The organism is Paracoccus sp. 08, assembly GCF_024105395.1.
Classification (GTDB): Bacteria; Pseudomonadota; Alphaproteobacteria; order Rhodobacterales; family Rhodobacteraceae; genus Paracoccus; species Paracoccus marcusii.
Genome location: NZ_WEKR01000070.1, coordinates 1 through 18,527 on the forward strand (window position 1 = coordinate 1; position 18,527 = coordinate 18,527).

17 protein-coding genes are annotated in these 18,527 nt (G+C 69.3%); 11 read left to right on the forward strand and 6 right to left on the reverse strand.

Annotated elements, in window-relative coordinates:
• The 5 genes from GBO37_RS18140 to GBO37_RS18160 all read left to right on the forward strand — a co-directional run.
• Nucleotides 1–249, forward strand: a 249-nt coding sequence (locus GBO37_RS18140) for a winged helix-turn-helix domain-containing protein (RefSeq protein ID WP_252930305.1), incomplete at its 5' end; no start/stop codon positions are given.
• Nucleotides 246–1,658 carry a sensor histidine kinase gene (locus tag GBO37_RS18145; protein ID WP_148911617.1) on the forward strand — a complete coding sequence of 471 codons (1,413 nt, stop codon included), beginning with the start codon at nt 246–248 and terminating at the stop codon, nt 1,656–1,658. The genes GBO37_RS18140 and GBO37_RS18145, both read left to right, overlap by 4 nt.
• Nucleotides 1,659–1,756: 98 nt before the next feature.
• Entirely contained in the window at nt 1,757–2,854 is a 1,098-nt protein-coding gene (locus tag GBO37_RS18150; RefSeq protein ID WP_148911618.1) for a tripartite tricarboxylate transporter substrate binding protein, read from the forward strand.
• A 204-nt stretch (nt 2,855–3,058) separates the two neighbouring features.
• A complete protein-coding gene (locus tag GBO37_RS18155) occupies nt 3,059–5,059 on the forward strand; it encodes a tripartite tricarboxylate transporter permease (RefSeq protein WP_252930306.1) in 2,001 nt (666 codons plus the stop codon).
• Nucleotides 5,060–5,120: 61 nt separating this feature from the next.
• Entirely contained in the window at nt 5,121–6,215 is a 1,095-nt protein-coding gene (locus GBO37_RS18160; protein ID WP_252930308.1) for a 4-oxalomesaconate tautomerase, read from the forward strand.
• Nucleotides 6,216–6,283: 68 nt separating this feature from the next.
• Here the strand turns inward: GBO37_RS18160 and tcuB are convergent, their stop codons facing one another.
• From tcuB to GBO37_RS18175, 3 genes are read right to left on the reverse strand one after another with little or no spacing between them, the layout of a single operon-like run.
• Nucleotides 6,284–7,378: a tricarballylate utilization 4Fe-4S protein TcuB gene (gene tcuB / locus GBO37_RS18165; protein ID WP_252930309.1), complete on the reverse strand. Its 1,095-nt coding sequence runs from the start codon at nt 7,376–7,378 to the stop codon at nt 6,284–6,286.
• Complete coding sequence (gene tcuA / locus GBO37_RS18170; protein WP_148911620.1) at nt 7,368–8,762, reverse strand: FAD-dependent tricarballylate dehydrogenase TcuA; 1,395 nt, start codon at nt 8,760–8,762, stop codon at nt 7,368–7,370. Before tcuA ends, tcuB begins: the two co-directional genes overlap by 11 nt.
• A complete protein-coding gene (locus tag GBO37_RS18175; RefSeq protein ID WP_045982523.1) occupies nt 8,759–9,424 on the reverse strand; it encodes a GntR family transcriptional regulator in 666 nt (221 codons plus the stop codon). Before GBO37_RS18175 ends, tcuA begins: the two co-directional genes overlap by 4 nt.
• Nucleotides 9,425–9,494: 70 nt before the next feature.
• Here GBO37_RS18175 and GBO37_RS18180 point away from each other — a divergent pair, with 70 nt between their 5' ends.
• The gene (locus GBO37_RS18180; RefSeq protein WP_232303380.1) at nt 9,495–10,565 is read left to right on the forward strand and encodes an AbrB family transcriptional regulator; all 1,071 of its coding nucleotides are present in this window, start codon (nt 9,495–9,497) and stop codon (nt 10,563–10,565) included.
• Here the strand turns inward: GBO37_RS18180 and GBO37_RS18185 are convergent.
• Complete coding sequence (locus GBO37_RS18185) at nt 10,562–11,482, reverse strand: GntR family transcriptional regulator (RefSeq protein ID WP_252930311.1); 921 nt, start codon at nt 11,480–11,482, stop codon at nt 10,562–10,564. The two genes, GBO37_RS18180 and GBO37_RS18185, sit on opposite strands and share 4 nt — an antisense overlap.
• A gap of 110 nt (nt 11,483–11,592) precedes the next feature.
• Between GBO37_RS18185 and GBO37_RS18190 the strand changes: the two genes are divergently transcribed.
• The 4 genes from GBO37_RS18190 (at nt 11,593) to GBO37_RS18205 (ending at nt 14,959) form a co-directional block, all read left to right on the forward strand.
• Nucleotides 11,593–12,645, forward strand: coding sequence for an Ldh family oxidoreductase (locus GBO37_RS18190; RefSeq protein WP_252930313.1), 1,053 nt, complete (start codon nt 11,593–11,595; stop codon nt 12,643–12,645).
• A 50-nt stretch (nt 12,646–12,695) separates the two neighbouring features.
• Complete coding sequence (locus GBO37_RS18195) at nt 12,696–13,037, forward strand: hypothetical protein (RefSeq protein WP_252930315.1); 342 nt, start codon at nt 12,696–12,698, stop codon at nt 13,035–13,037.
• Nucleotides 13,038–13,146: 109 nt separating this feature from the next.
• A complete protein-coding gene (locus tag GBO37_RS18200; protein ID WP_252930316.1) occupies nt 13,147–14,250 on the forward strand; it encodes an isocitrate/isopropylmalate dehydrogenase family protein in 1,104 nt (367 codons plus the stop codon).
• Nucleotides 14,240–14,959 carry a transporter substrate-binding domain-containing protein gene (locus GBO37_RS18205; RefSeq protein WP_252930318.1) on the forward strand — a complete coding sequence of 240 codons (720 nt, stop codon included), beginning with the start codon at nt 14,240–14,242 and terminating at the stop codon, nt 14,957–14,959. The genes GBO37_RS18200 and GBO37_RS18205 overlap by 11 nt, the downstream gene beginning before the upstream one ends.
• A 678-nt stretch (nt 14,960–15,637) precedes the next feature.
• On the opposite strand, the gene GBO37_RS18210 is transcribed toward GBO37_RS18205, so the two are convergent.
• Nucleotides 15,638–16,180 (reverse strand): cytochrome b/b6 domain-containing protein, encoded by a 543-nt coding sequence (locus GBO37_RS18210; protein ID WP_252930320.1) that lies wholly within the window; start codon nt 16,178–16,180, stop codon nt 15,638–15,640.
• Nucleotides 16,170–16,427 carry a PepSY domain-containing protein gene (locus GBO37_RS18215; RefSeq protein ID WP_252930322.1) on the reverse strand — a complete coding sequence of 86 codons (258 nt, stop codon included), beginning with the start codon at nt 16,425–16,427 and terminating at the stop codon, nt 16,170–16,172. Before GBO37_RS18215 ends, GBO37_RS18210 begins: the two co-directional genes overlap by 11 nt.
• A 165-nt stretch (nt 16,428–16,592) precedes the next feature.
• On the opposite strand from GBO37_RS18215, the gene GBO37_RS18220 reads away from it, so the two are divergent.
• The gene (locus tag GBO37_RS18220; protein WP_252930355.1) at nt 16,593–18,452 is read left to right on the forward strand and encodes a heavy metal translocating P-type ATPase; all 1,860 of its coding nucleotides are present in this window, start codon (nt 16,593–16,595) and stop codon (nt 18,450–18,452) included.
• Nucleotides 18,453–18,527: the final 75 nt, after the last annotated feature.

An 18,527-nucleotide genomic window follows, 5' to 3' on the forward strand; every position in this document is an offset into this window, starting at 1 on the left:
GGGCCGGACGGGGTGATCGAGCTGTCCCGCCGGGAGCTGGCCCTGTGGGAGGCGCTGTTCGACAACGCCGAACGCGTGGTCGCGAAATCGGCCCTGTGCGACAGCATCTACGGCACCGGCGCGGATGTGGACGTGAACGCGGTCGAACTGCTGGTCTCGCGGCTGCGCCGCAAGATCGACGGCGGTGCGGTGCAGATCCGGTCGATCCGCGGGCTGGGCTATATCCTGCAGCAGGACGGGCCCGCATGACCGCGCCCGACGGTCGCGCGGTCAGCCTGCGGACGCGGCTGTTCGTGCTGATCGTGGTACCGCAGTTCGTGCTGGCGGTCCTGGCCAGCGTGGTGCTGCACTGGATGGCGCGCGACATGTCGCGCAACCTCTATGACGACACGCTGAAGGTGGTGGCCCATGCCGTCGCGCGAGAGGTCATGGTGACCAAGGGCGACCTGATTGCGGAATCGCTGCTGACATCGCTGCAGGGCGCGATCGGTGATCCGCTGTTCTATCAGGTCCATGCCGCGGGCGGCCGCTTCATCGTGGGGCGCACCGATGCGCCGCCCATCCCGGCGGGCCGCGAATACCCCGAGGCCGTGCCCGTCTTCTACAACGCCGTCTACAACGACCAGCCGGTCCGCGCGGTGGTGCTGCGCGAATACATCACCGATCCCGAACTGGACGGCTGGACGACCGTGCGCGTCTGGCAGACCGTGACCCGGCGCGAGGCGCTGACCCTGCAGATGCTGGGACAGGCGGCAGCGGTCGTGGCGCTGATGGTGGCCCTGGGGGCGGCGCTTGTCTGGTTCGGCATCAATCGCGGCCTGTCGCCGCTGACCGACCTGCGCGACGCGGTCGCCCTGCGCAATCCCCAGGAGCTGCGCCCGATCCGCCGCCGCGTCCCGCGCGAGGTCGTGCCGCTGGTCGCGACCATCAACGGGCTGTTCCAGCGGCTCGGCGCGGAACTGGACCGGCGGCGGGCGTTCATCTCGAACGCGGCGCATCAGCTGCGCAACCCCGTGGCCGCGATCCAGGCGCAGGCGGAATCCGCGCTGCACGCGCGATCGGATGCCGACCGCCAGCAGCGGCTGACCGACCTGCACGAACTGTCCCGCCGCCTGTCGCGCCTGACCCAGCAGATGCTGCGGCTGGACGCGGCCAGCGACGCGCTGGATGCGCAGGGCGGCGCCCCCGCCGATCTGGCGCAGATCGTGGCCGAGGTCGCGCGCCGCCATGTGCCCGCGGCCCTGCGCCGCGACGTCGACCTGTCCCTGGACGGGGTCGAGGGGCCGCTGCCCGTGGCCGCGAACCCCGTCCTGCTGGAGGAGGCGGTCGACAACCTGATCGACAATGCCCTGAAGTACGGCACGCCTCAGGGCAGCGCGCTGCGGCTGGAACTGTCGCGCGACGGGGGCATGGCCGCGCTGCGCGTGCACGACCAAGGCGACGGCATCCCCGCCCAGCTGCACGACGCGGTGTTCGAGCGGTTCTTCCGCGTCAGCACGGCGGATGACGGCGGATCGGGGCTGGGCCTGCCCATCGTGCGCGCCATCGCCCGGCGCGCGGGCGGCGACGCGCGGGTCGAACCGTCCGACCGCGGCTGCGTCATCCTGCTGACGCTTCCCTTGGCAGAGGCTGATGCCCCATCGGGCAGAAAAAGTTAACGCGGCGGCATCCTGACAGTCTTTGGACAGCTTCATGTGCGATGACTGTCCCGTTCGCCCGGTGCCCCAGGTGCCGGACCAATGGGAGGAATAAAAACATGCAAGCAACACTGCGTCGCCTCAAGGGCGCCGTCGCCGCCGCATTCGTGGCCGCCAGCCTGACCGCCGCCCCCGCCGCCGCCCAGGAGGTCGACTTCTCGGGCCAGACCGTCGAATGGTGGGTTCCCTTCTCGGAAGGCGGCGGTTCGGATGTCTGGGCGCGTTTCTTCGCCCCCTACCTGTCGCGGCATCTGCCCGGCAATCCCAACGTGATCATCCGCAACGTCCCCGGCGGCGGCTCGATCACCGGAACCAACGAATTCGCGGCCCGCGCGCGTCCGAACGGCCTGCAGCTGCTGGGCACGTCGGGTTCGACGCAGTTCCCGTTCCTGCTGGGCGACACGCGCGTCCGCTATGACTATGCCGATTTCGAACCGGTGCTGGTCTCGCCCACGGGCGGCGTGGTCTACATCCCGGCCAGCGCCGGCGTGGCCGACGCGTCCGAACTGGGCAAGCTGGCCGACACCGAGCTGGTCTATGCCAGCCAGGGCGCGACCTCGCTGGACCTGGTGCCGATGCTGGCCTTCGAGGTGATGGGCCTGAACGTGCGCCACGTCTTCGGCATGACCGGACGCGGCGACGGCCGCCTGGCGTTCGAGCGTGGCGAGGCCACGATCGACTATCAGACCTCGTCGGCCTATCTGACGAACGTGGCACCCCTGGTCGAGGAAGGCTCGGCCGTGCCGCTGTTCTCCTACGGGGTGCTCGACGCGGAAGGCAACGTGCAGCGCGACCCGTCGTTCCCGGACATCCCGCATTTCGTCGAAGCCTACGAGATGATGCACGGAGAGCCGCCCTCGGGCGTGGCCTTCGAAGCGTACAAGGCGTTCTTCAGCTCGGGCTTTGCCGCGCAGAAGCCCGCGATGCTGCCCGGCGGCACGCCCGAGAACATCGTGCAGGCCTATCGCGACGCATTCGCCGCCGCGGTCCAGGATCCGGAGCTGATCGCCAGCTCGGGCGAGGTGCTGGGCGATTATGACCAGGCCGTGGGCGACGAGGTCGTCGATCTTTACAAGGTCGCGACCACCATCGACCCCGAGGCCCGCGAATGGGTCCGCACCTATCTGAGCGAGAACCACAGCGTGATGCTGGACTGACCTGACCCGCGGGCGGCACGCGACACGCGCGCCGCCCGCCCCCCGTTCCGACCGCGCCACGATGCCCCTGCGACACGCAGTCCGGGCCCGGGTGCGGCCGGTTCCCCGCAAACCGGGTGATCGCCCCCGGCGGCATGCCGACGCGTCCTGCGACGCGCGTGCTGCACGGCGCCATCACCCCATCAGAAGGTCCAAGGGCTTACCATGGTCACTGACGCGATACTTTCTGCGCTCGGCACTGTGCTGACGTTCCAACATATCCAGTACCTGATGATCGGCGTCCTGACCGGCCTGGTCGTGGGCGTCCTGCCCGGCCTTGGCGGCATCGTCGGGATGTCGCTGCTGCTGCCCTTCGTCTATGGCATGGAACCGACGCTGGCGCTGGCGATGCTGATCGGCATCCTGCCGGTCCTGTCCACATCGGACACCTTCGCCTCGATCCTCATGGGGATCCCGGGGTCGTCGGCCTCGCAGGCGACGATCCTGGACGGCTTTCCGCTGGCCAAGAAGGGCCAGGCGGCCCGCGCGCTCAGCGCGGCATTCTCGGCCTCGTTCATCGGCGGTCTGTTCGGGGCGCTGGTCCTGACGGTCTGCGTGCTGATCGCGCGTCCGCTGATCCTGTCCTTCGGCGCGGCCGAACTGTTCATGCTGACCATGTTCGGCCTGTCGATGGTCGGCGCGCTGTCCGGCTCCAGCCTGGCCAAGGGCGTCGCCGCCTGCGCGGCCGGACTTGCGCTTGGCGCGGTCGGCGCGGCGCCCGCCACCGGCGAATACCGGATGGAGTTCGGCTCGCTGTACCTGATGAACGGCGTCCCGCTGGTCATCGTGGGCCTGGCGCTGTTCGCCATCCCCGAGATCGGCGACCTTCTGCGCCGCAACAGCTCGATCGCGCAGGAAGGCTCGGCCATCGGCGCCGGCTGGTCGCAGGGGCTGAAGGACACCTGGATGTACCGCTGGCTGACGCTGCGCCTGGCGGCGCTTGGCGCGATGCTGGGCATGATCCCGGGCCTGGGCGGATCGGTCGTCGACTGGATCGCCTATGGCCACGTCGTGCAGACCTCGCGCGACAAGAGCCAGTTCGGCAAGGGCGACATCCGCGGCGTCATCGCGGTGGAATCGACCACAGCCTCCAAGGATGGCGGCGGCCTGGTGCCGACCCTGCTGTTCGGCATTCCCGGGTCGGGGTCCATGGCGATCTTCCTGGCCGGCATGATCCTGATCGGCCTGCAGCCCGGGCCGTCGATGGTCAGCACCAACCTGGACGTGACCTACACGATCGTCTGGTCGCTGGCGATCGCCAACGTCCTGGGCACGGCGCTGTGCATCCTGCTGGCGCCCGCCATCGCCAAGGTCACGGTCGTGCGCTATCCCCTGGTCGCGCCGTTCATGATCCTGGTCATCACCTTTGCCGCGTTTCAGCCCAACCGCTCGCTCTATGACCTGGTGGCGCTGGTGGTGCTGGGCGTCGTCGGCATGATGCTGCGCCGGTTCGGCTGGCCGCGCCCGGCCTTCCTGATCGGCTTCGTTCTGGCCACGCAGGCCGAACGCTATCTGTACCAGGCGCTGCAGTTCTCGGGGTGGAACGCGTTCCAGCGTCCCATCGTGCTGATCATCGGCGCGATCATCCTGCTGTCCGTCGGCTTCAGCATGTATTCCCAGAAGAAGAGCGGCAGCAAGATCGAGGTCGAGGGCAAGTCCGCCGCGACTCTGACCCAGCCCATGTGGCCGCAGATCGCCTTCACCCTGGGCATCATGGCGCTGTTCGTCTTTACCTTTATGGAGACGATCAACCTGTCGCAGCTGGGCCGCATCTTCCCGGTCAGCATCGCGGTCGTGGGCATGGCCACCGCGGCCATGGTCCTGTGGCCGCAGATCCGCGGCAACCGGTCCAGCGGGGCGGTCTTCGACGCGGAATCCAAGGAGGTGTCGGACCAGCTGGGCCCAATGACGCCGCTGAAATACATCGGTTGGCTGGTGGGCTTTGTCGCTGCCATCGCGCTGGTCGGCTATTTCCTGGCGGTCGTGCTGTTCTTCGTGGCGTTCCTGCGCATCGTCGCCAGGTCTGGCTGGGTTCAGATCCTGCTCTTGACGCTGATGGGGGCGATCATCCTGCTGATCCTGACATCGGCGCTGAACCTGATCCTGCCCGAGGGGCTGCTTCAGAACCACTTCTACGACCGGCTGCCCTGGCCGCTGGTCTCCTGACGAAAGCTTGGCCCGCACCGAAAGGCGCGGGCCATTCCTGTTGAACGAACGGAGGAACAACATGGCCAAACAGCACGGCATTCCCGTCATCATCATGCGCGGCGGCACCTCGAAGGGGCCGTATTTCCGCACCGACGACCTGCCTGCCGACACCGCCGCGCGCGATCGCGTGCTGCTGGCGGCGATGGGCTCGCCCGATGCGCGCCAGATCGACGGCATCGGGGGCGCGGACACGCTGACCTCCAAGGTGGCGATGGTGCGTCCCTCCGCGCGCGAGGGGGTGGATGTCGACTATCTGTTCGCCCAGGTCTCGGTGACCGAAGCGGTGGTGGATACCGGGCCGTCCTGCGGCAACATCCTTGCCGGCGTCGGCCCCTTTGCCATCGAACGCGGCATGGTCGCGGCTACCGGCCGCGAGACGCGCGTCGTCATCTATAACGAGAACACCGCCAGCCGGATCGAGGCCGTGGTCAGCACCGATGACGGTGCGGTCGATTACGACGGCGATCAGGTCATCGCCGGGGTGCCCGGCACGGCCGCCGCGGTGCGGCTGAACTTCATGGACATCGTCGGGTCCAAGACCAGCGGGCTGCTGCCTTCGGGCCATCTGCTGGAACAGATCGACGGCATCGACGTCACGCTGATCGACGTGGCGGTGCCCNTGATGATCCTGCGCGCGGCGGACCTGGGCAAGACCGGCTATGAGACCCCCGCCGAACTGGACGCCGACCGCGACTTCTTTGCCCGGCTGGAGGCGATGCGGCTGGAGGCCGGGCGCCGCATGGGCCTGGGCGACGTGACCGGAAAGGTCATCCCCAAGGTCGCGATCCTGGCCGCGCCGCGCGACGGCGGCCACGTCGCCGCGCGCTATTTCGTGCCGCACAAGGCGCATGCCGCCTTCGCGGTGACCGGCGCGCTGTGCGTGGCGACGGTGTCGGTCCTGGAGGGGTCGGTCTCGGACGGGCTGGCGCAGCGCCCGGAGGGAGAGGACCGCGAGATCCTGATCGAGCATCCAAGCGGCATGATCGACGTGGCCCTGCGCACCAGCGGCCGGGGCCACGACCTGCAGGTGGTCAGCGCCGGCGCGATACGCACCGCGCGCAAGCTGGTCACCGGAGAGGTCTTCGTCCCCGCGGCGGCGCTGGCCGGGGCATAGGCCCGCCCCTGGACGACAAAGGCCCCGGCATCGCAGCCGGGGCCTTTTTCATGCGCGGGGATGACGGATCAGCGGGTCTTTTCCAGCTTTTCGGCCTCGGCCACCAGCGCGGTGAAGCGGAAAAAGCCGTGGATCATCTTGGAGAAGGGCATCAGCAGGAACAGCGTCATGACCGTCGCCAGGTGGACCGCCAGCAGCGGGCCGACCGCGCCCGTGCCCGTGGCCGCATAGAGCGCAAGCCCCGTCGCCGCCACCGCGCCCAGCAGCACGATGAAGGCCATCTCTCCGCCCCAGACCCGGCGCGCGCCCAGGCCGGGATCGGCGCGCAGCTTCAGCGCGGCCAGCCCGATCGCGCCCGCGACCATCGCGACGCCGCCCGGCACGCCCAGCAGCTTGGGCGGCGCCCAAAGCGGATAGGGGGCGTACCAGCCGAAGACGTAATGCAGGATCGTGCCCGACGATGTCGCGGCAAAGCAGGCCAGGAACCCCCACATCATCAGCTGATGCGCGATGCGGCGTTTCTGGCTGAAGCGGTCGCCATCCTCGAAGTTGCAGCCGTCGCCATGCCCGCCGTTCAGGTTCTTCATCCGCCCGGCCATGTCGCCTGCCTTGGCCAGGTGGCGCAACCGGACCCGCCCGCCGCCGACCTCGCGCCAATAGTCGCGCAGCGACAGCCCGATCAGCGCCAGGGGCGCGACGAAGGCGGGGATGAAGATCGCGATCATCATATTGTGCGCCATGTAGGCATAGAACCCCTCGCCCCCGGTCGGGCGCGCAGCCGCGATCAGCGCGAAGAACAGCGTCAGCGCGACGACCAGCAGCCCGGCCATCGCCACGCCGCGTTCATGGAACATCCGGGCCAGCGCCTGCGGGCGCGCCAGGCGTTCCCAGCTGTCCTGGCGGACCTCGGCCAGGGCGGCGGGGATGTTCAGGTCGAATTCATGGGGCGCGGTGTACTGGCAGGCGTAATGGCAGCCGCGGCAGTTGTGGCACAGGTTCGACAGATGCGTCAGGTCACCGTCGGCAAAGGCCTTGCTGCGCGTCATGGCGGGAAAGACCGAACAGAACCCCTCGCAGTAACGACAGGCGTTGCAGATCTCGATCTGGCGGCGGGCCTCCTCGGTGGCGGTCAGCGGGGTGGTTGCGGCGAAATCAAGCGACATGGGCGGCGGCCTCCTTGCCGGCGATGCGTCCGAAGACGGTTCCGATGGTCATTCCAAAGCCTGCCAGATAGCCCTGGCCCAGGATCGAGCCCGCCATGATCTCTCCGGCGGCCCACAGGTTGGTGATCGGCCCGTCGGGCGTATGGACCTGCGCGCTGTCGGACACCTTCAGGCCCAGATAGGTGAAGGTCACGCCGGGGCGCAGCTGATAGCCGTAAAAGGGCGGCGTATCCAACGGGCGGGCCCAGTTCGTCTTCTGGATGTCCAGCCCCTCGGTCGCCATCCCGTCCAGCTCTGTCGGGTGGAACGTGCCGGGGCGGCAGGCGGCGTTGAAGGCCGAAACGGTGGTCTGCACCGCGGCGGGGTCCAGCCCCATCTTGGCGGCCAGTTCGGGGATCGTGTCGGCCACGATGGGGGGAAAGACCGACGGCATGAACAGGTCGATCGACTTGGCATCGATCAGCGCATAGCCGACCTGGTCGGGCTGGGCCGCGACCAGGCGACCCCAGATCGCATAGCGCTTGGGCCAGGTATCCTCGCCCTCGTCATAAAAGCGCTGGCCGTCGCGGTTCACCACGATCGAGAAGGGCACGCAGTCCAGGCGCGTGACGATGCCGCCGTCGTATTTCGGTGCGCGCCCGTCGATGGCCACGGCGTGGCACTGCGTTGGGTCGCCCACGCTGTCGGCGCCCTGGTCCAGCATGTCCTTCAGCACGACGCCGCGGTTATAGGGCGTGCCCCGGATCAGGAAGTTGCGCGCCGACGGCCCCCAGGCTCGCGCCAGCCAGTCCAGATCCGCCTGGAACCCGCCCGATGCCAGCACGAAGGCCCGCGCGCGGATGGTGACCGGCGGGGCCTCGGCGATCTCGACGTCCAGATGGGTGATGGCCTGGCCTTCGCGGTGGACATGGCGGACCTGCGCCTCATAGACGATGGTGACGCCCAGGTCGGCGGCGGTGTTGTAATAGGCGTTCACCAGCGCCTTGCCCCCGCCCAGGAAGAAGGCGTTGGTGCGCGACAGCGACAGGGTGCCCGACAGGGACGGCTGAAAGCGGACCCCGTGGTCCTGCATCCAGGGCAGGCACTCCTCGGAGGTGCGGATGGTCATGCGCGCCAAGTGTTCGTCGGTCTTGCCCTTGGTGACCAGCATCAGGTCGTTGAAGTATTCGTCCTCCTCATAGGCGCCGGTCAGCGGCGACATCGGGCCGCGATGCATGCAGCGGAAGTTGCGCGTGTGCCGCGAATTGCCGCCGCGATAGGGCAGGGGCGCGCCCTCCAGGATGATGACCCGCGCACCGGCCTCGGCCGCGGTGATCGCGGCGCACAGCGCGGCATTGCCGCCGCCGACCACCGCGATGTCGTAAAGGTCGCTGTATCGGGTCATTCGTCCTCCATCGGTATTTCACGGCCGCGCATGGCGCGGATGCGCGCGTTCAGGGCGGCCTCGACATGGGCGCGCATCGCGGCCTCGGCTGCATCGCCGTCATGGGCGGCGATGGCGCGGATCACGGCGGCATGCTCGGCCGCCGCGGCCTCGGGGCGGGTCGGATCGGCCAGCGTCGTGGGCCCCAGGATCAGCAGCGTCTTTTGCAGCGCGCTCATGGTCTTGACCAGGAACCGGTTGCGCGCGGCGTCCAGCAGGGTGCGGTGGAACTGGCGGTTCAGCTCCTGCGCGGCGGCGCCCGGTTCGCTGGCGGCCAAGGCGTCGTTCAGCTCGGTCAGCTCGACCACCTCGACGCGCTGCGCCATCCGCGCGGCAAGGCGCGAGGCCGTGCCCTCGAGGACCGACCGCATCTCGTACAGCTCGATCACCTCGGCATAGTCCAGGTTGCGGATCGTGGCCCCTTGACGCGCCTGGTGGGTGACCAGGCCGTCGGCCTCCAGCTGCCGGATCGCCTCGCGCACCGGCGTGCGCGAGATGCCCAAGCGCTCGGCCAGTTCGGTCTCGCGCAGTCGGGCGCCGGGCAGCAGCTGCCCCGACTTGATGTCGGCCAGCAGGCGGCGATAGGCGGATTGCCCCTGGGGGCCGTCGGTGTCGTCGGTCATGGGCCTGCAGATCCTTGTTGCATCCGGCTGCATACAGTTGGATACATAAAGCGTCAACAAGGAGAATGCCATGACGCAGCCCGACCGTTCCATGCTGTCGTCGCTGGTCCCGCGGGCCGGCACCCTGATGCTGGCGCTGGCGGGCGCGGCGACATTCCACCTGCTGGGACTGCCGCTGCCGTTCCTGTTCGGGCCGATGTCGTTCTGCCTGGCGGCGGCGCTGACGGGCGCGCGGCTGCGCGGGATGGGACCGGTCTCGGTGGGGGCGCGGACCATCCTGGGGGTCGCCGTCGGCGCGTCGATCACCCCCCAGGTCGTCGCCCAGATCCCGCAGATGGCGCTCAGCGTGGCGCTTGTCCCGGTCTATGTGCTGCTGATCGGCCTGATCGGGGTGCCGTTCTTTCGCAGGCTGGGGTTTGACCCGGCCACGTCCTATTACGCCGCCATGCCCGGCGGGCTGCAGGACATGGTCATCTTCGGGCAGGAGGCCGGGGCCGACGTCCGGGCGCTGTCCCTGATCCACGCCACCCGCGTCGCGGTGCTGGTCACCATCGCGCCGGCGATCCTGGTCTGGCTGTACGATGCGCCGCTGACCGGGGCGATGGGTGCGCCGCTGCGCGATTTCGGCGCGGGGCAGCTGGGCTGGATGGCGGTATCCGCGATCGTTGGCTGGAAGGGCGGCGAATACCTGGGGCTGTTCGGCGCCTCGATCCTGGGTCCGATGATCACCACCGCCGCCCTGTCGATGGCCGGCATCATCACGCAGCGCCCCCCGGCCGAGGCGATCATGCTGGCGCAGCTGTTCATCGGCATCGGCATCGGCGTGCAGTATGTCGGCGTCACGCTGCGCGAGCTGCGGATGTTCGTGCTGTCTGGGCTGGCCTTCGTGATGGTGCTGGCGGTGCTGGCGGCGGCCTTCACCGAATTCGTGGTCCTGACCGGCCTGGCCCGCCCGCTGGAGGGGTTCCTGGCCTTTGCCCCCGGCGGGCAGGCCGAACTGACGGTGCTGGCCATCGTCGTGGGTGCCGACCTGGGCTTTGTCGTCCTGCACCACCTGACGCGGATCGTCGTGGTCATCACCGGCGCCCCGCTGATGGCGCGCTATATGGGCGTGCCGCGGCCGGTCCGGCGCCGACCCTAGCCGGGCGTCGTCCCCGCAACGTCCTGCGCGGCGATGAAGCCAAGCGCCGACAGGCTGTGGCGCACCTTGTTCAGATGCGCCTCCATCTGCAGGGCGGCGCCGGCATGGTCGCCCGCCTCGATCAGCTCCAGGATCGCCAGATGTTCCCGCGACTGCCGGTAATAGCGTTCGCGGTCGTCCATCGCGCGATAGGTCAGCAGCCGCCGGACCCGATTCACCCGCATCAGCGCCTGAAGCATGAAGGGATTGCCCGCCCCGGACATGACCGCCTCGTGGAACTGCGCGCCGCGCAGGTACAGGGCATCGGGCGGCGCGCGGTCGATCGTGCCGTCCAGCAGGTCGTGCTCGACCCGGCGCAGGCGGGCGATGTCGCCTTGGGGCAGGTGATAGCGGGGCAGGCGCAGCGCCGCGGGTTCCAGGATCAGCCGCATCTGCGTGGTATGGTCCAGCGCGTCGGGTGCGGTCAGTTCGGTGTTGATGTTCCAGCCATAGCCCGCGCGCTTCTCCGCGATCCCCTCGCGGATCAGCCTCCCCATCAGGTCCGAGGTCTGCCGCCGTGTCAGCGCAAAGCGGTCGCGGATCTGCTGTTCGGTGACCTGCGGACCGATGGCCTGTTCCGTCAACAGGACCGCCAGGCGCAGATAGGCCGCATGGACCGGATCAGGCGGCGCGGCCGATGCCGCGGGCCCGTTTCCGCGCACGAAGAAGCCGCGGTTCGGTTCGTGCCGGACATGGCCGGTGTCTGCCAGTTCCTTCAGGGCCTGCTCGACCGGCCAGCGCGACACCGCGAATCTCCGGGCCAGATCGGCGGTGCGCAGATGCGTGCCCTCGGGCAGGGATTCGGCGGTGATATATGCCGCGATGTCGGCGGCAAGATGCGGGCCGATGCGGCTGCGTGACGGGGGCGTGGGGGGCAAATGCGGGGCCTTTGTTTGGGTCCGTCCGATCTAACACGCAGTCGTCGTCTTCACTATTGCATTTTAACGACCAAAAATGGATAAAATGCGCGACAGCGAAAGGACCGCGCATGCCGCAGGAAAGCCAAGTCTTCACAGAAGCCGGTCTGACGTCTGCGGTCGCCGCGATCTTCGCGGCCCATGACGTGCCCCAGGCCGACGCGCGGCGGGTTGCCGAATGCCTGGTGCTGGCGGATCTTCGCGGGGTGTCGTCACACGGCGTGTCGCGCGTCCCGATCTATCTGGATCGGCTGCGTCGTGGGCTGGTCAAGGCCAGGCCCTGTATGGTGCTGGACCGCCCGGTCTCGGTCGCGGCACGGCTGGATGCGGATGACGCGCTTGGCTTTGTCGCCGCGACCCGTGCCATCGCCGAAGCGGTCGACATGGCGCGCGACCATGGCATGGGCATGTGCGCGGTGCGGCGGTCGACGCATTTCGGCATGGCGGCAAGCTATCTGCTGCAGGCGACGGATGCGGGAATGGCGGCCTTCGTCTTCACCAACGCGTCCCGGGCGATGCCGATCTGGGGCGGGCGGGCGCCGTTTCTGGGAACCAGCCCCTTCGCGTTTGCCGCGCCGGCGGGTGATCGTCCGATCGTCCTGGACATGGCGCTGTCGGTCGTGGCGCGCGGCAAGGTGCGCCGCGCCGCCGCCCGCAACGAACCGATCCCGCTTGGCTGGGCGCTGGATGCCGACGGAAACCCCACCACGGATGCGCAGAAGGGATACGAGGGCGTCGTGCTGCCGTTGGCCGGCGCCAAGGGATCGGGGCTGTCCCTGATGATGGAGATCATGGCGGGGGNGATGTCAGGCGCAGCCTTCGGGGGGGCGGTGGGCAATCAGTACAGCGATTTCGACGCCCCCCAGGATGTGGGCCACGTCTTCCTGGCCTTCCGCCCGGACCTGTTCCTGGAACCCGGCCAGTACGAGGCGCGGATCGAAGAGCTGATCCGCCGCGCCAAGGACCAGCCCCGCGCCGCCGGCGTGGACCGGATCATGATGCCCGGAGAGATCGAGGCACGCGCGACCCAGATCCGCAGGCGCGACGGCATCCGCCTTGACGGCGAGGACCTGCGCCTGTTGGCGCAGGCGGCGGCCCGCGCGGGTGTCACACTGAAGCCGTGACAGGCGCCCGCCTCGGGGCCGCAGGTATTTCCCGACGAAGGAACCACGACATGAGATCAACCAGACGACGGAACCTGACGACTGCGCTGCTGGCCACGATGACCATTCCCGCCGCCCCCCGCGCGCATAAGGTTGATCGTGCCGGGCAGCAGATGGGCGCGGTAATCCTCCTTGGCGCGGGCGGGCGAACCGATGCCTTGGCTCGGATCTTCGCCCCCTGTTTATGCCGCTATCTTCCAGGCCAGCTGGCGGTCTTCATCCGCAATGTGCCCGGTGGTGGGTTGAGCATCGGTACAAACCAGTCCGCAGCGCGACCATCACCCGCATCCGCGATCTGCGGTGCGGACGGCCTGGCGCGATCCCTGCCCGCGGGCACGACTTGCCGCTGGTGAGCGAGGACGGCGACTGTCTGAGCACGTGCCGCGCCGGCAACAGATGCTGGCTCGGCACCTCGCCGGACAACGCCCACCGCATTGACCCTCCCCCGAACGGAGATCCTTCATGACCCCATCCGACCCCGTCACGCTTCTGGTCCTTGACGGCGACGGCATCAGCCCCGAGATCACTGCGGCGACGCTGGACGTGCTGGACGCGGTGCAGGACCGGACCGGCCTGCGGTTCCGCCTGGACCAGGCCCAAGTCGGGCTGCGGCCGCTTGCGGCGCAGGGCACGACCTTTCCCGCGGGCCTGCTGGACCGGGCCCGCGCGGCGGACGGGGTGATCCTGGGGCCGGTGTCGCACAACGACTATCCCCCCGAGGCACAGGGCGGCGTCAATCCGTCGGGGCATTTGCGCAAGCACCTGGACCTGTTCGCCAACATCCGCCCGGCCCGGTCCCACCCCGATTTTCCGGCCCGCTGCGGCGTGCCCGTCGAACTGGTGATCGTGCGCGAGAACACCGAGGGCTTTTACGCCGACCGCACGATGTTCGCCGGCACCGGAGAGTTCATGCCGACCGAGGATGTGGCCATCGCCATGCGCAAGGTGACGCGCCAGGGTTCGACCCGCATCGCCGAGGCGGGGTTCCGCATCGCGCGCCAGCGGGGCGGCCGGCTGACCGTCGTCCACAAGGCCAACGTCCTGCGCATCAGCGACGGCCTGTTCTTGTCCTGCACGCGCGCCGTGGCACAGTCCTATCCCGATGTCGTGGTCGAGGAGGTGCTGGTCGATGCCATGGCGGCCCTGCTGGTGCGCGACGCGTCGGCCTTCGACACCATCGTGACCACCAACATGTTCGGCGACATCCTCTCTGACCAGGCGACCGAGATCGCGGGCAGCATCGGCCTTGCCGCATCGTTGAACGCCGGAGAGGCCCATGCCATGGCGCAGGCCCAGCACGGATCGGCGCCGTCGATCGCGGGCCACGACCGCGCGAACCCGGCATCGCTGATCAACTCGACCGCGATGCTTCTGCGTTGGCTGGGCGATCGCCGCGGCGACCCTGCCCTGGGAGCCGCGGCCGACCTGATCGAGGATGCCGTGGCCCGCGTCATCGCCGTGCCTGCCTGGCGGACCGGCGATCTGGGCGGGCCGCTTGGCACCGCCGCCTTTGCCGCGCGCATCGTCGACACCATCCGCAACCCCGGAGCCACCCATGACCGATGACGACCTGAACGCCGCCCTGGCGCCCACCGGCGCGCTGCGCGTGGTGATCAACACCGGGAACGCGATCCTGACCCGCCCCACGGCGGACGGGCAGCCCGCGGGCATCTCGGTCGATCTGGCCCGCGCCCTGGCCGCACGGCGCGGGCTGCCGCTGGATCTGGTGACGGTGCCGAATGCCGCCGCCTCGGTCGCGATGGTGTCGGAGGGGCGCGCTGATCTGGGGTTCTTCGCGGTCGATCCGGCGCGTGCCGCGACCGTGGCCTTCACCGACCCCTGGGTGCTGATCGAGGGGTGGTATCTGGTGCGCGACGGATCGCCCATCACCGCGCTGGATCAGGTCGACCGTCCCGGCATCCGCATCGCGGTCGGGCGGGGCAGCGCCTATGATCTGCACCTCTCGCGCACGATCGTGCAGGCAAGCCTAGAACGCGTCAAAACCTCGCAGGAGGTCGTCGATTTCGCCCTGCGCGAAGGGTTCGAGGTCGCCGCCAGCATCCGCCAGCAGCTTGAATCCGACCAGCGCCGTCACCCCGGCCTGCGCCTGCTGCCCGAACGGTTCATGGTGATCCCCCAGGCCCTGGGCGTGCCGGCCGGCCGCGATGCGTCCGTGGTCGCCGCACTGAACGCGTTCCTTGCGGATGCCCGGCAGTCAGGCCTGATCGCCGACATGATGACGCGGAATGCCACCCAGGGTGCGGTCCTGCCCTGACCGCACGGGTGTGGTGGTCTCGTCTCCAATGTTACGTTTTGCTCTATAGGGCGGGAGCATCGCCTTGGCGCCGGTTGCGAAAGCCCTGCACGCGATGGTTTTTGAATCGGCCGCATCTCGGTGCCCGCCGGAATGCCATCTGTGCTTGGCCGCAGCGGAATTGGGATTGGCCCGGAGGGCCACCTTTGCCATTTGCAACGAGCTACGTGCTGCCTCCTCTGACGGGCATCGGCGGCGCACGATGGCCGCGATCAATCGCGATGCGAGGCCATCCGGGCGACGCGAACCGCAGTGGAGATAGCCTGCATTCGGGATTGCGACGTCATCACCGCCGCGGATCGCACGTAGGGCAGGGGTAACGGGCAATAGCGTGCGGCAGCGGTTCGATGCCCTGCGTTGGGTGCGAGGATCAGCAAGGATGTCATTGCCCCGGACAACGCATCTCACTGGCCAGTGCCAGAGTGCAGCTTTGCTTTGCCTTTTGTCGGCACGCAGCGCGCATGACCGCACAAAGTTTACATCTCGATTGTGCTCCAAGGATGAAGCGACAGGGGCCATTTGCACGAGGCCCCCCGGCCGACCGGATGCTTGGCCGGCACAATGCCGGCCACAATCAAATCGGTGTGGATCGCGCGACGATGCTGCGGGGCACGGTGGCCGCGGCCGGGGCGCCACGCCTCAGCCGCGGTCCCTGTCGGAGAGGGGGCGCTTTTTGCCGGTCAGCATCGACAGAACCAGGTTCTCGTGGTGGCGCAGGCTCTCGACCAGGATGCCCGCGACATGCAGCGACGCCAGCACCAGGATCAGCGTGGCCAGAACTTCGTGGACCTCCTCCATCGTGGACGATCCCCAGAACGCGTCGGTCGTCTGCAGCCAGCCCGTCAGCGCGGTGCCCGCGACCGTCAGCAGCAGCGCCACGATCATCGCGCCGCCCGCCGGGTTGTGGCCCAGATAGCGGCGTTCGCGGCCCGCCCGCAGGTCGCGCAGATGGGCCAGCACCGGGCGCGGCCCGCGGACGAAATCCGTGAAGCGGGCATGGCGGGGGCCGATCAGCCCCCAGATCACGCGCGCCGCGATCAGCGCCGCGATGACATAGCCCATGCGCTCGTGCACGATCTTGGGCCCCTCGGCGGTCAACCAGACCCCCGCGATCAGCGCAACCAGCGACCAGTGGAACAGCCGCACGAAGCCGTCCCACACGCGCACCCTGTCAGTCGTCATCGCCCACCGCCTCGAAGGTGGCGGGGTCGAAGAACGTCTCGACGCGCTTGCCGTCCTGGTCGTGGCCATAGACCTCATAGCAGCCGTCCTCGGTCTTGACGTTGCTGACGGTCCAGCCTTTCGCGGTCAGCGCGGCGGTCAGCTCCTCAACCGGGCGCCAGTCGGCCTGGACCACGTCGCAGCGATCGGCGGCCAGGGCGGGAAAGGCCAGTCCGGCCAGCATCAGGGCAAGAAGGGGGGTACGCATGGATCTCTCCGTCACGGGTGTTTCGATGCGCACAGCAGTGGCCGGCGGACCTTGCAGCAACCTTACAACCCCGGCGGGCAGGCGGTGCCTGCGCGAACGCTTTGACAGGGCCGCGTTCGGGCGTAGCATCCGGGGCAGGGGCGCGATCAACGGGGCGTGTCGATGATGAAGGCCATGCTTGCGGACCGCGCCGACGTCGCCCTGCTGGCGGTTGCGGTGCTGGGCCTGTTGTGCGGGCTGGGCCTGCTGGTGGCGGGTCGGCCCGATGCGGCGGCGTTTGCCTTCGGCGCAGGCGTGATCCCCGTTCTGGCGGTCCTGCTGGCCCAGATCCTGCACAGCCTGGCGCGCCGAGAGGTCGGGCTGGACATCGTGGCCGCGCTGTCCATGTCCGCCGCGCTGATCTTCGGAGAGACGCTGGCGGCCGCGGTGGTCGCGCTGATGTATTCCGGCGGCACGTTCCTTGAGGGTTTTGCCGCAGGCCGCGCCCGGCGCGAGATGACCGACCTGCTGTCCCGCGTCCCCCGCACGGCGACCCTGCATCGGGGCGACAGCCTGGTCGAGGTCGCGCTGGACCGGATCGGGCCCGGCGACCTGCTGCTGATCCGGCAGGGCGCGGTCGCCCCGGTGGACGGGACGGTGGCAGGTCCGGGCGCGTTGCTGGACCAGTCGGCGCTGACCGGCGAATCCCTGCCCCTGCGCCGGACACAGGGCCAGGAGGTGATGAGCGGGTCGACCAATCTGGGCGACGCGTTCGACCTGCGCGCCACCCGTCGCGCCGCCGACAGCACCTATGCCGGCATCGTCCGCCTGGTGGAGACCGCGCACGCGTCCAAGGCGCCGATGGCGCGTCTGGCCGACCGGTACGCGATGCTGTTCCTGGCGGTCACGGTGACCCTGGCGACCGCCGCGTGGTGGGTCACGGGCGATCCGATCCGGGCGGTGGCGGTCCTGGTCGTGGCAACGCCCTGTCCGCTGATCCTGGCCGTGCCGGTGGCCCTAGTCGCGGGGCTGTCGCGGGCGGCGCATTTCGGCGTGCTGATCAAGGGCGCAAAGCCGCTGGAGGCGCTGGCCGGCATCCGCACGCTGATCCTGGACAAGACCGGCACCCTGACCCAGGGCCGCCCCCGGATCGTGTCTATGCAACCGACGGGCAGCCTGTCGCCCGACCAGATGATCCGCCTTGCCGCGGCGCTGGACCAGGCCTCGGGCCATCCGATCGCGCAGGCCATCGTCGCGGCAGCAGTGGGGGCGCCGTTGCCGGTGCCTGCGGCGGTGGTGGAAACCCCGGGCGAGGGCGTGGCGGGCATCGTGGACGGTCATGCGGTCGTCGTGGGCGGCACCGATTTCGTCTTGGCCCAGCTGGGCCTTGCGCCCACGGACGCGCCCCTGCGCGAGGAAGGCGCGGTGGTCGTGTCCCTGGGCGTCGATGGCGTCCTGGCGGGGCACCTGGTCCTGGCGGACGCGTTGCGGCCGGGCATGCCCGCGTTGCTGGCCGGGCTGCGCCGCCGCGGGATCGGGCGCATCCTGCTGGCCACGGGCGACCGGCGCGCGGTCGCGATGGCGGTCACGCGCGGGCTTGGGCTGGACGATGTGCAGGCCGGGCTAAGCCCGGACGACAAGGTCCGGCTGGTCCTGTCCGCACGCGGATCGGGCCCGGTGATGATGGTGGGCGACGGGGTGAACGACGCCCCCGCGCTGGCCGCCGCCGATATCGGCGTGGCGATGGGCGCGCGCGGGGCCGCCGCCTCGGCCGAGGCGGCGGANGTCGTGCTGCTGGTCGATCGGCTGGACCCGCTGCTGCCCGGCATCGAGATCGCGCAGCGCGCGCGCCGCATCGCGCTGCAAAGCGTCGTGGCCGGGATCGGGCTGTCGGGCCTGGGCATGATCGCCGCTGCCCTGGGCCATCTCTCCCCGGTGCAGGGCGCGATCCTGCAGGAGGTGATCGACGTGGCCGTGATCCTGAACGCCCTGCGCGCCCTGCGGATCGTGCCGGAACAGGGCGACCCGTCTTCGGAGGCGGCCTGACGTGGTTGCGGACCACGGGTGTTGCCGTCCCGCCATGCCCGACGATCCGATGCCGCTCCGCCATCCGACCTGTAC

Bases quoted from the DNA above. Each gene is read 5' to 3' on its own strand.
- GBO37_RS18155 (WP_252930306.1), top strand. From the start codon at position 3,059: ATGGTCACTGACGCGATACTTTCTGCGCTCGGCACTGTGCTGACGTTC.
- GBO37_RS18145 (WP_148911617.1), top strand. From the start codon at position 246: ATGACCGCGCCCGACGGTCGCGCGGTCAGCCTGCGGACGCGGCTGTTC.
- GBO37_RS18210 (WP_252930320.1), bottom strand. From the start codon at position 16,180: ATGACGACTGACAGGGTGCGCGTGTGGGACGGCTTCGTGCGGCTGTTC.
- GBO37_RS18200 (WP_252930316.1), top strand. From the start codon at position 13,147: ATGACCCCATCCGACCCCGTCACGCTTCTGGTCCTTGACGGCGACGGC.
- tcuB (WP_252930309.1), bottom strand. From the start codon at position 7,378: ATGTCGCTTGATTTCGCCGCAACCACCCCGCTGACCGCCACCGAGGAG.
- GBO37_RS18180 (WP_232303380.1), top strand. From the start codon at position 9,495: ATGACGCAGCCCGACCGTTCCATGCTGTCGTCGCTGGTCCCGCGGGCC.
- GBO37_RS18215 (WP_252930322.1), bottom strand. From the start codon at position 16,427: ATGCGTACCCCCCTTCTTGCCCTGATGCTGGCCGGACTGGCCTTTCCC.
- GBO37_RS18195 (WP_252930315.1), top strand. From the start codon at position 12,696: ATGAGATCAACCAGACGACGGAACCTGACGACTGCGCTGCTGGCCACG.
- tcuA (WP_148911620.1), bottom strand. From the start codon at position 8,762: ATGACCCGATACAGCGACCTTTACGACATCGCGGTGGTCGGCGGCGGC.
- GBO37_RS18205 (WP_252930318.1), top strand. From the start codon at position 14,240: ATGACCGATGACGACCTGAACGCCGCCCTGGCGCCCACCGGCGCGCTG.
- GBO37_RS18175 (WP_045982523.1), bottom strand. From the start codon at position 9,424: ATGACCGACGACACCGACGGCCCCCAGGGGCAATCCGCCTATCGCCGC.
- GBO37_RS18150 (WP_148911618.1), top strand. From the start codon at position 1,757: ATGCAAGCAACACTGCGTCGCCTCAAGGGCGCCGTCGCCGCCGCATTC.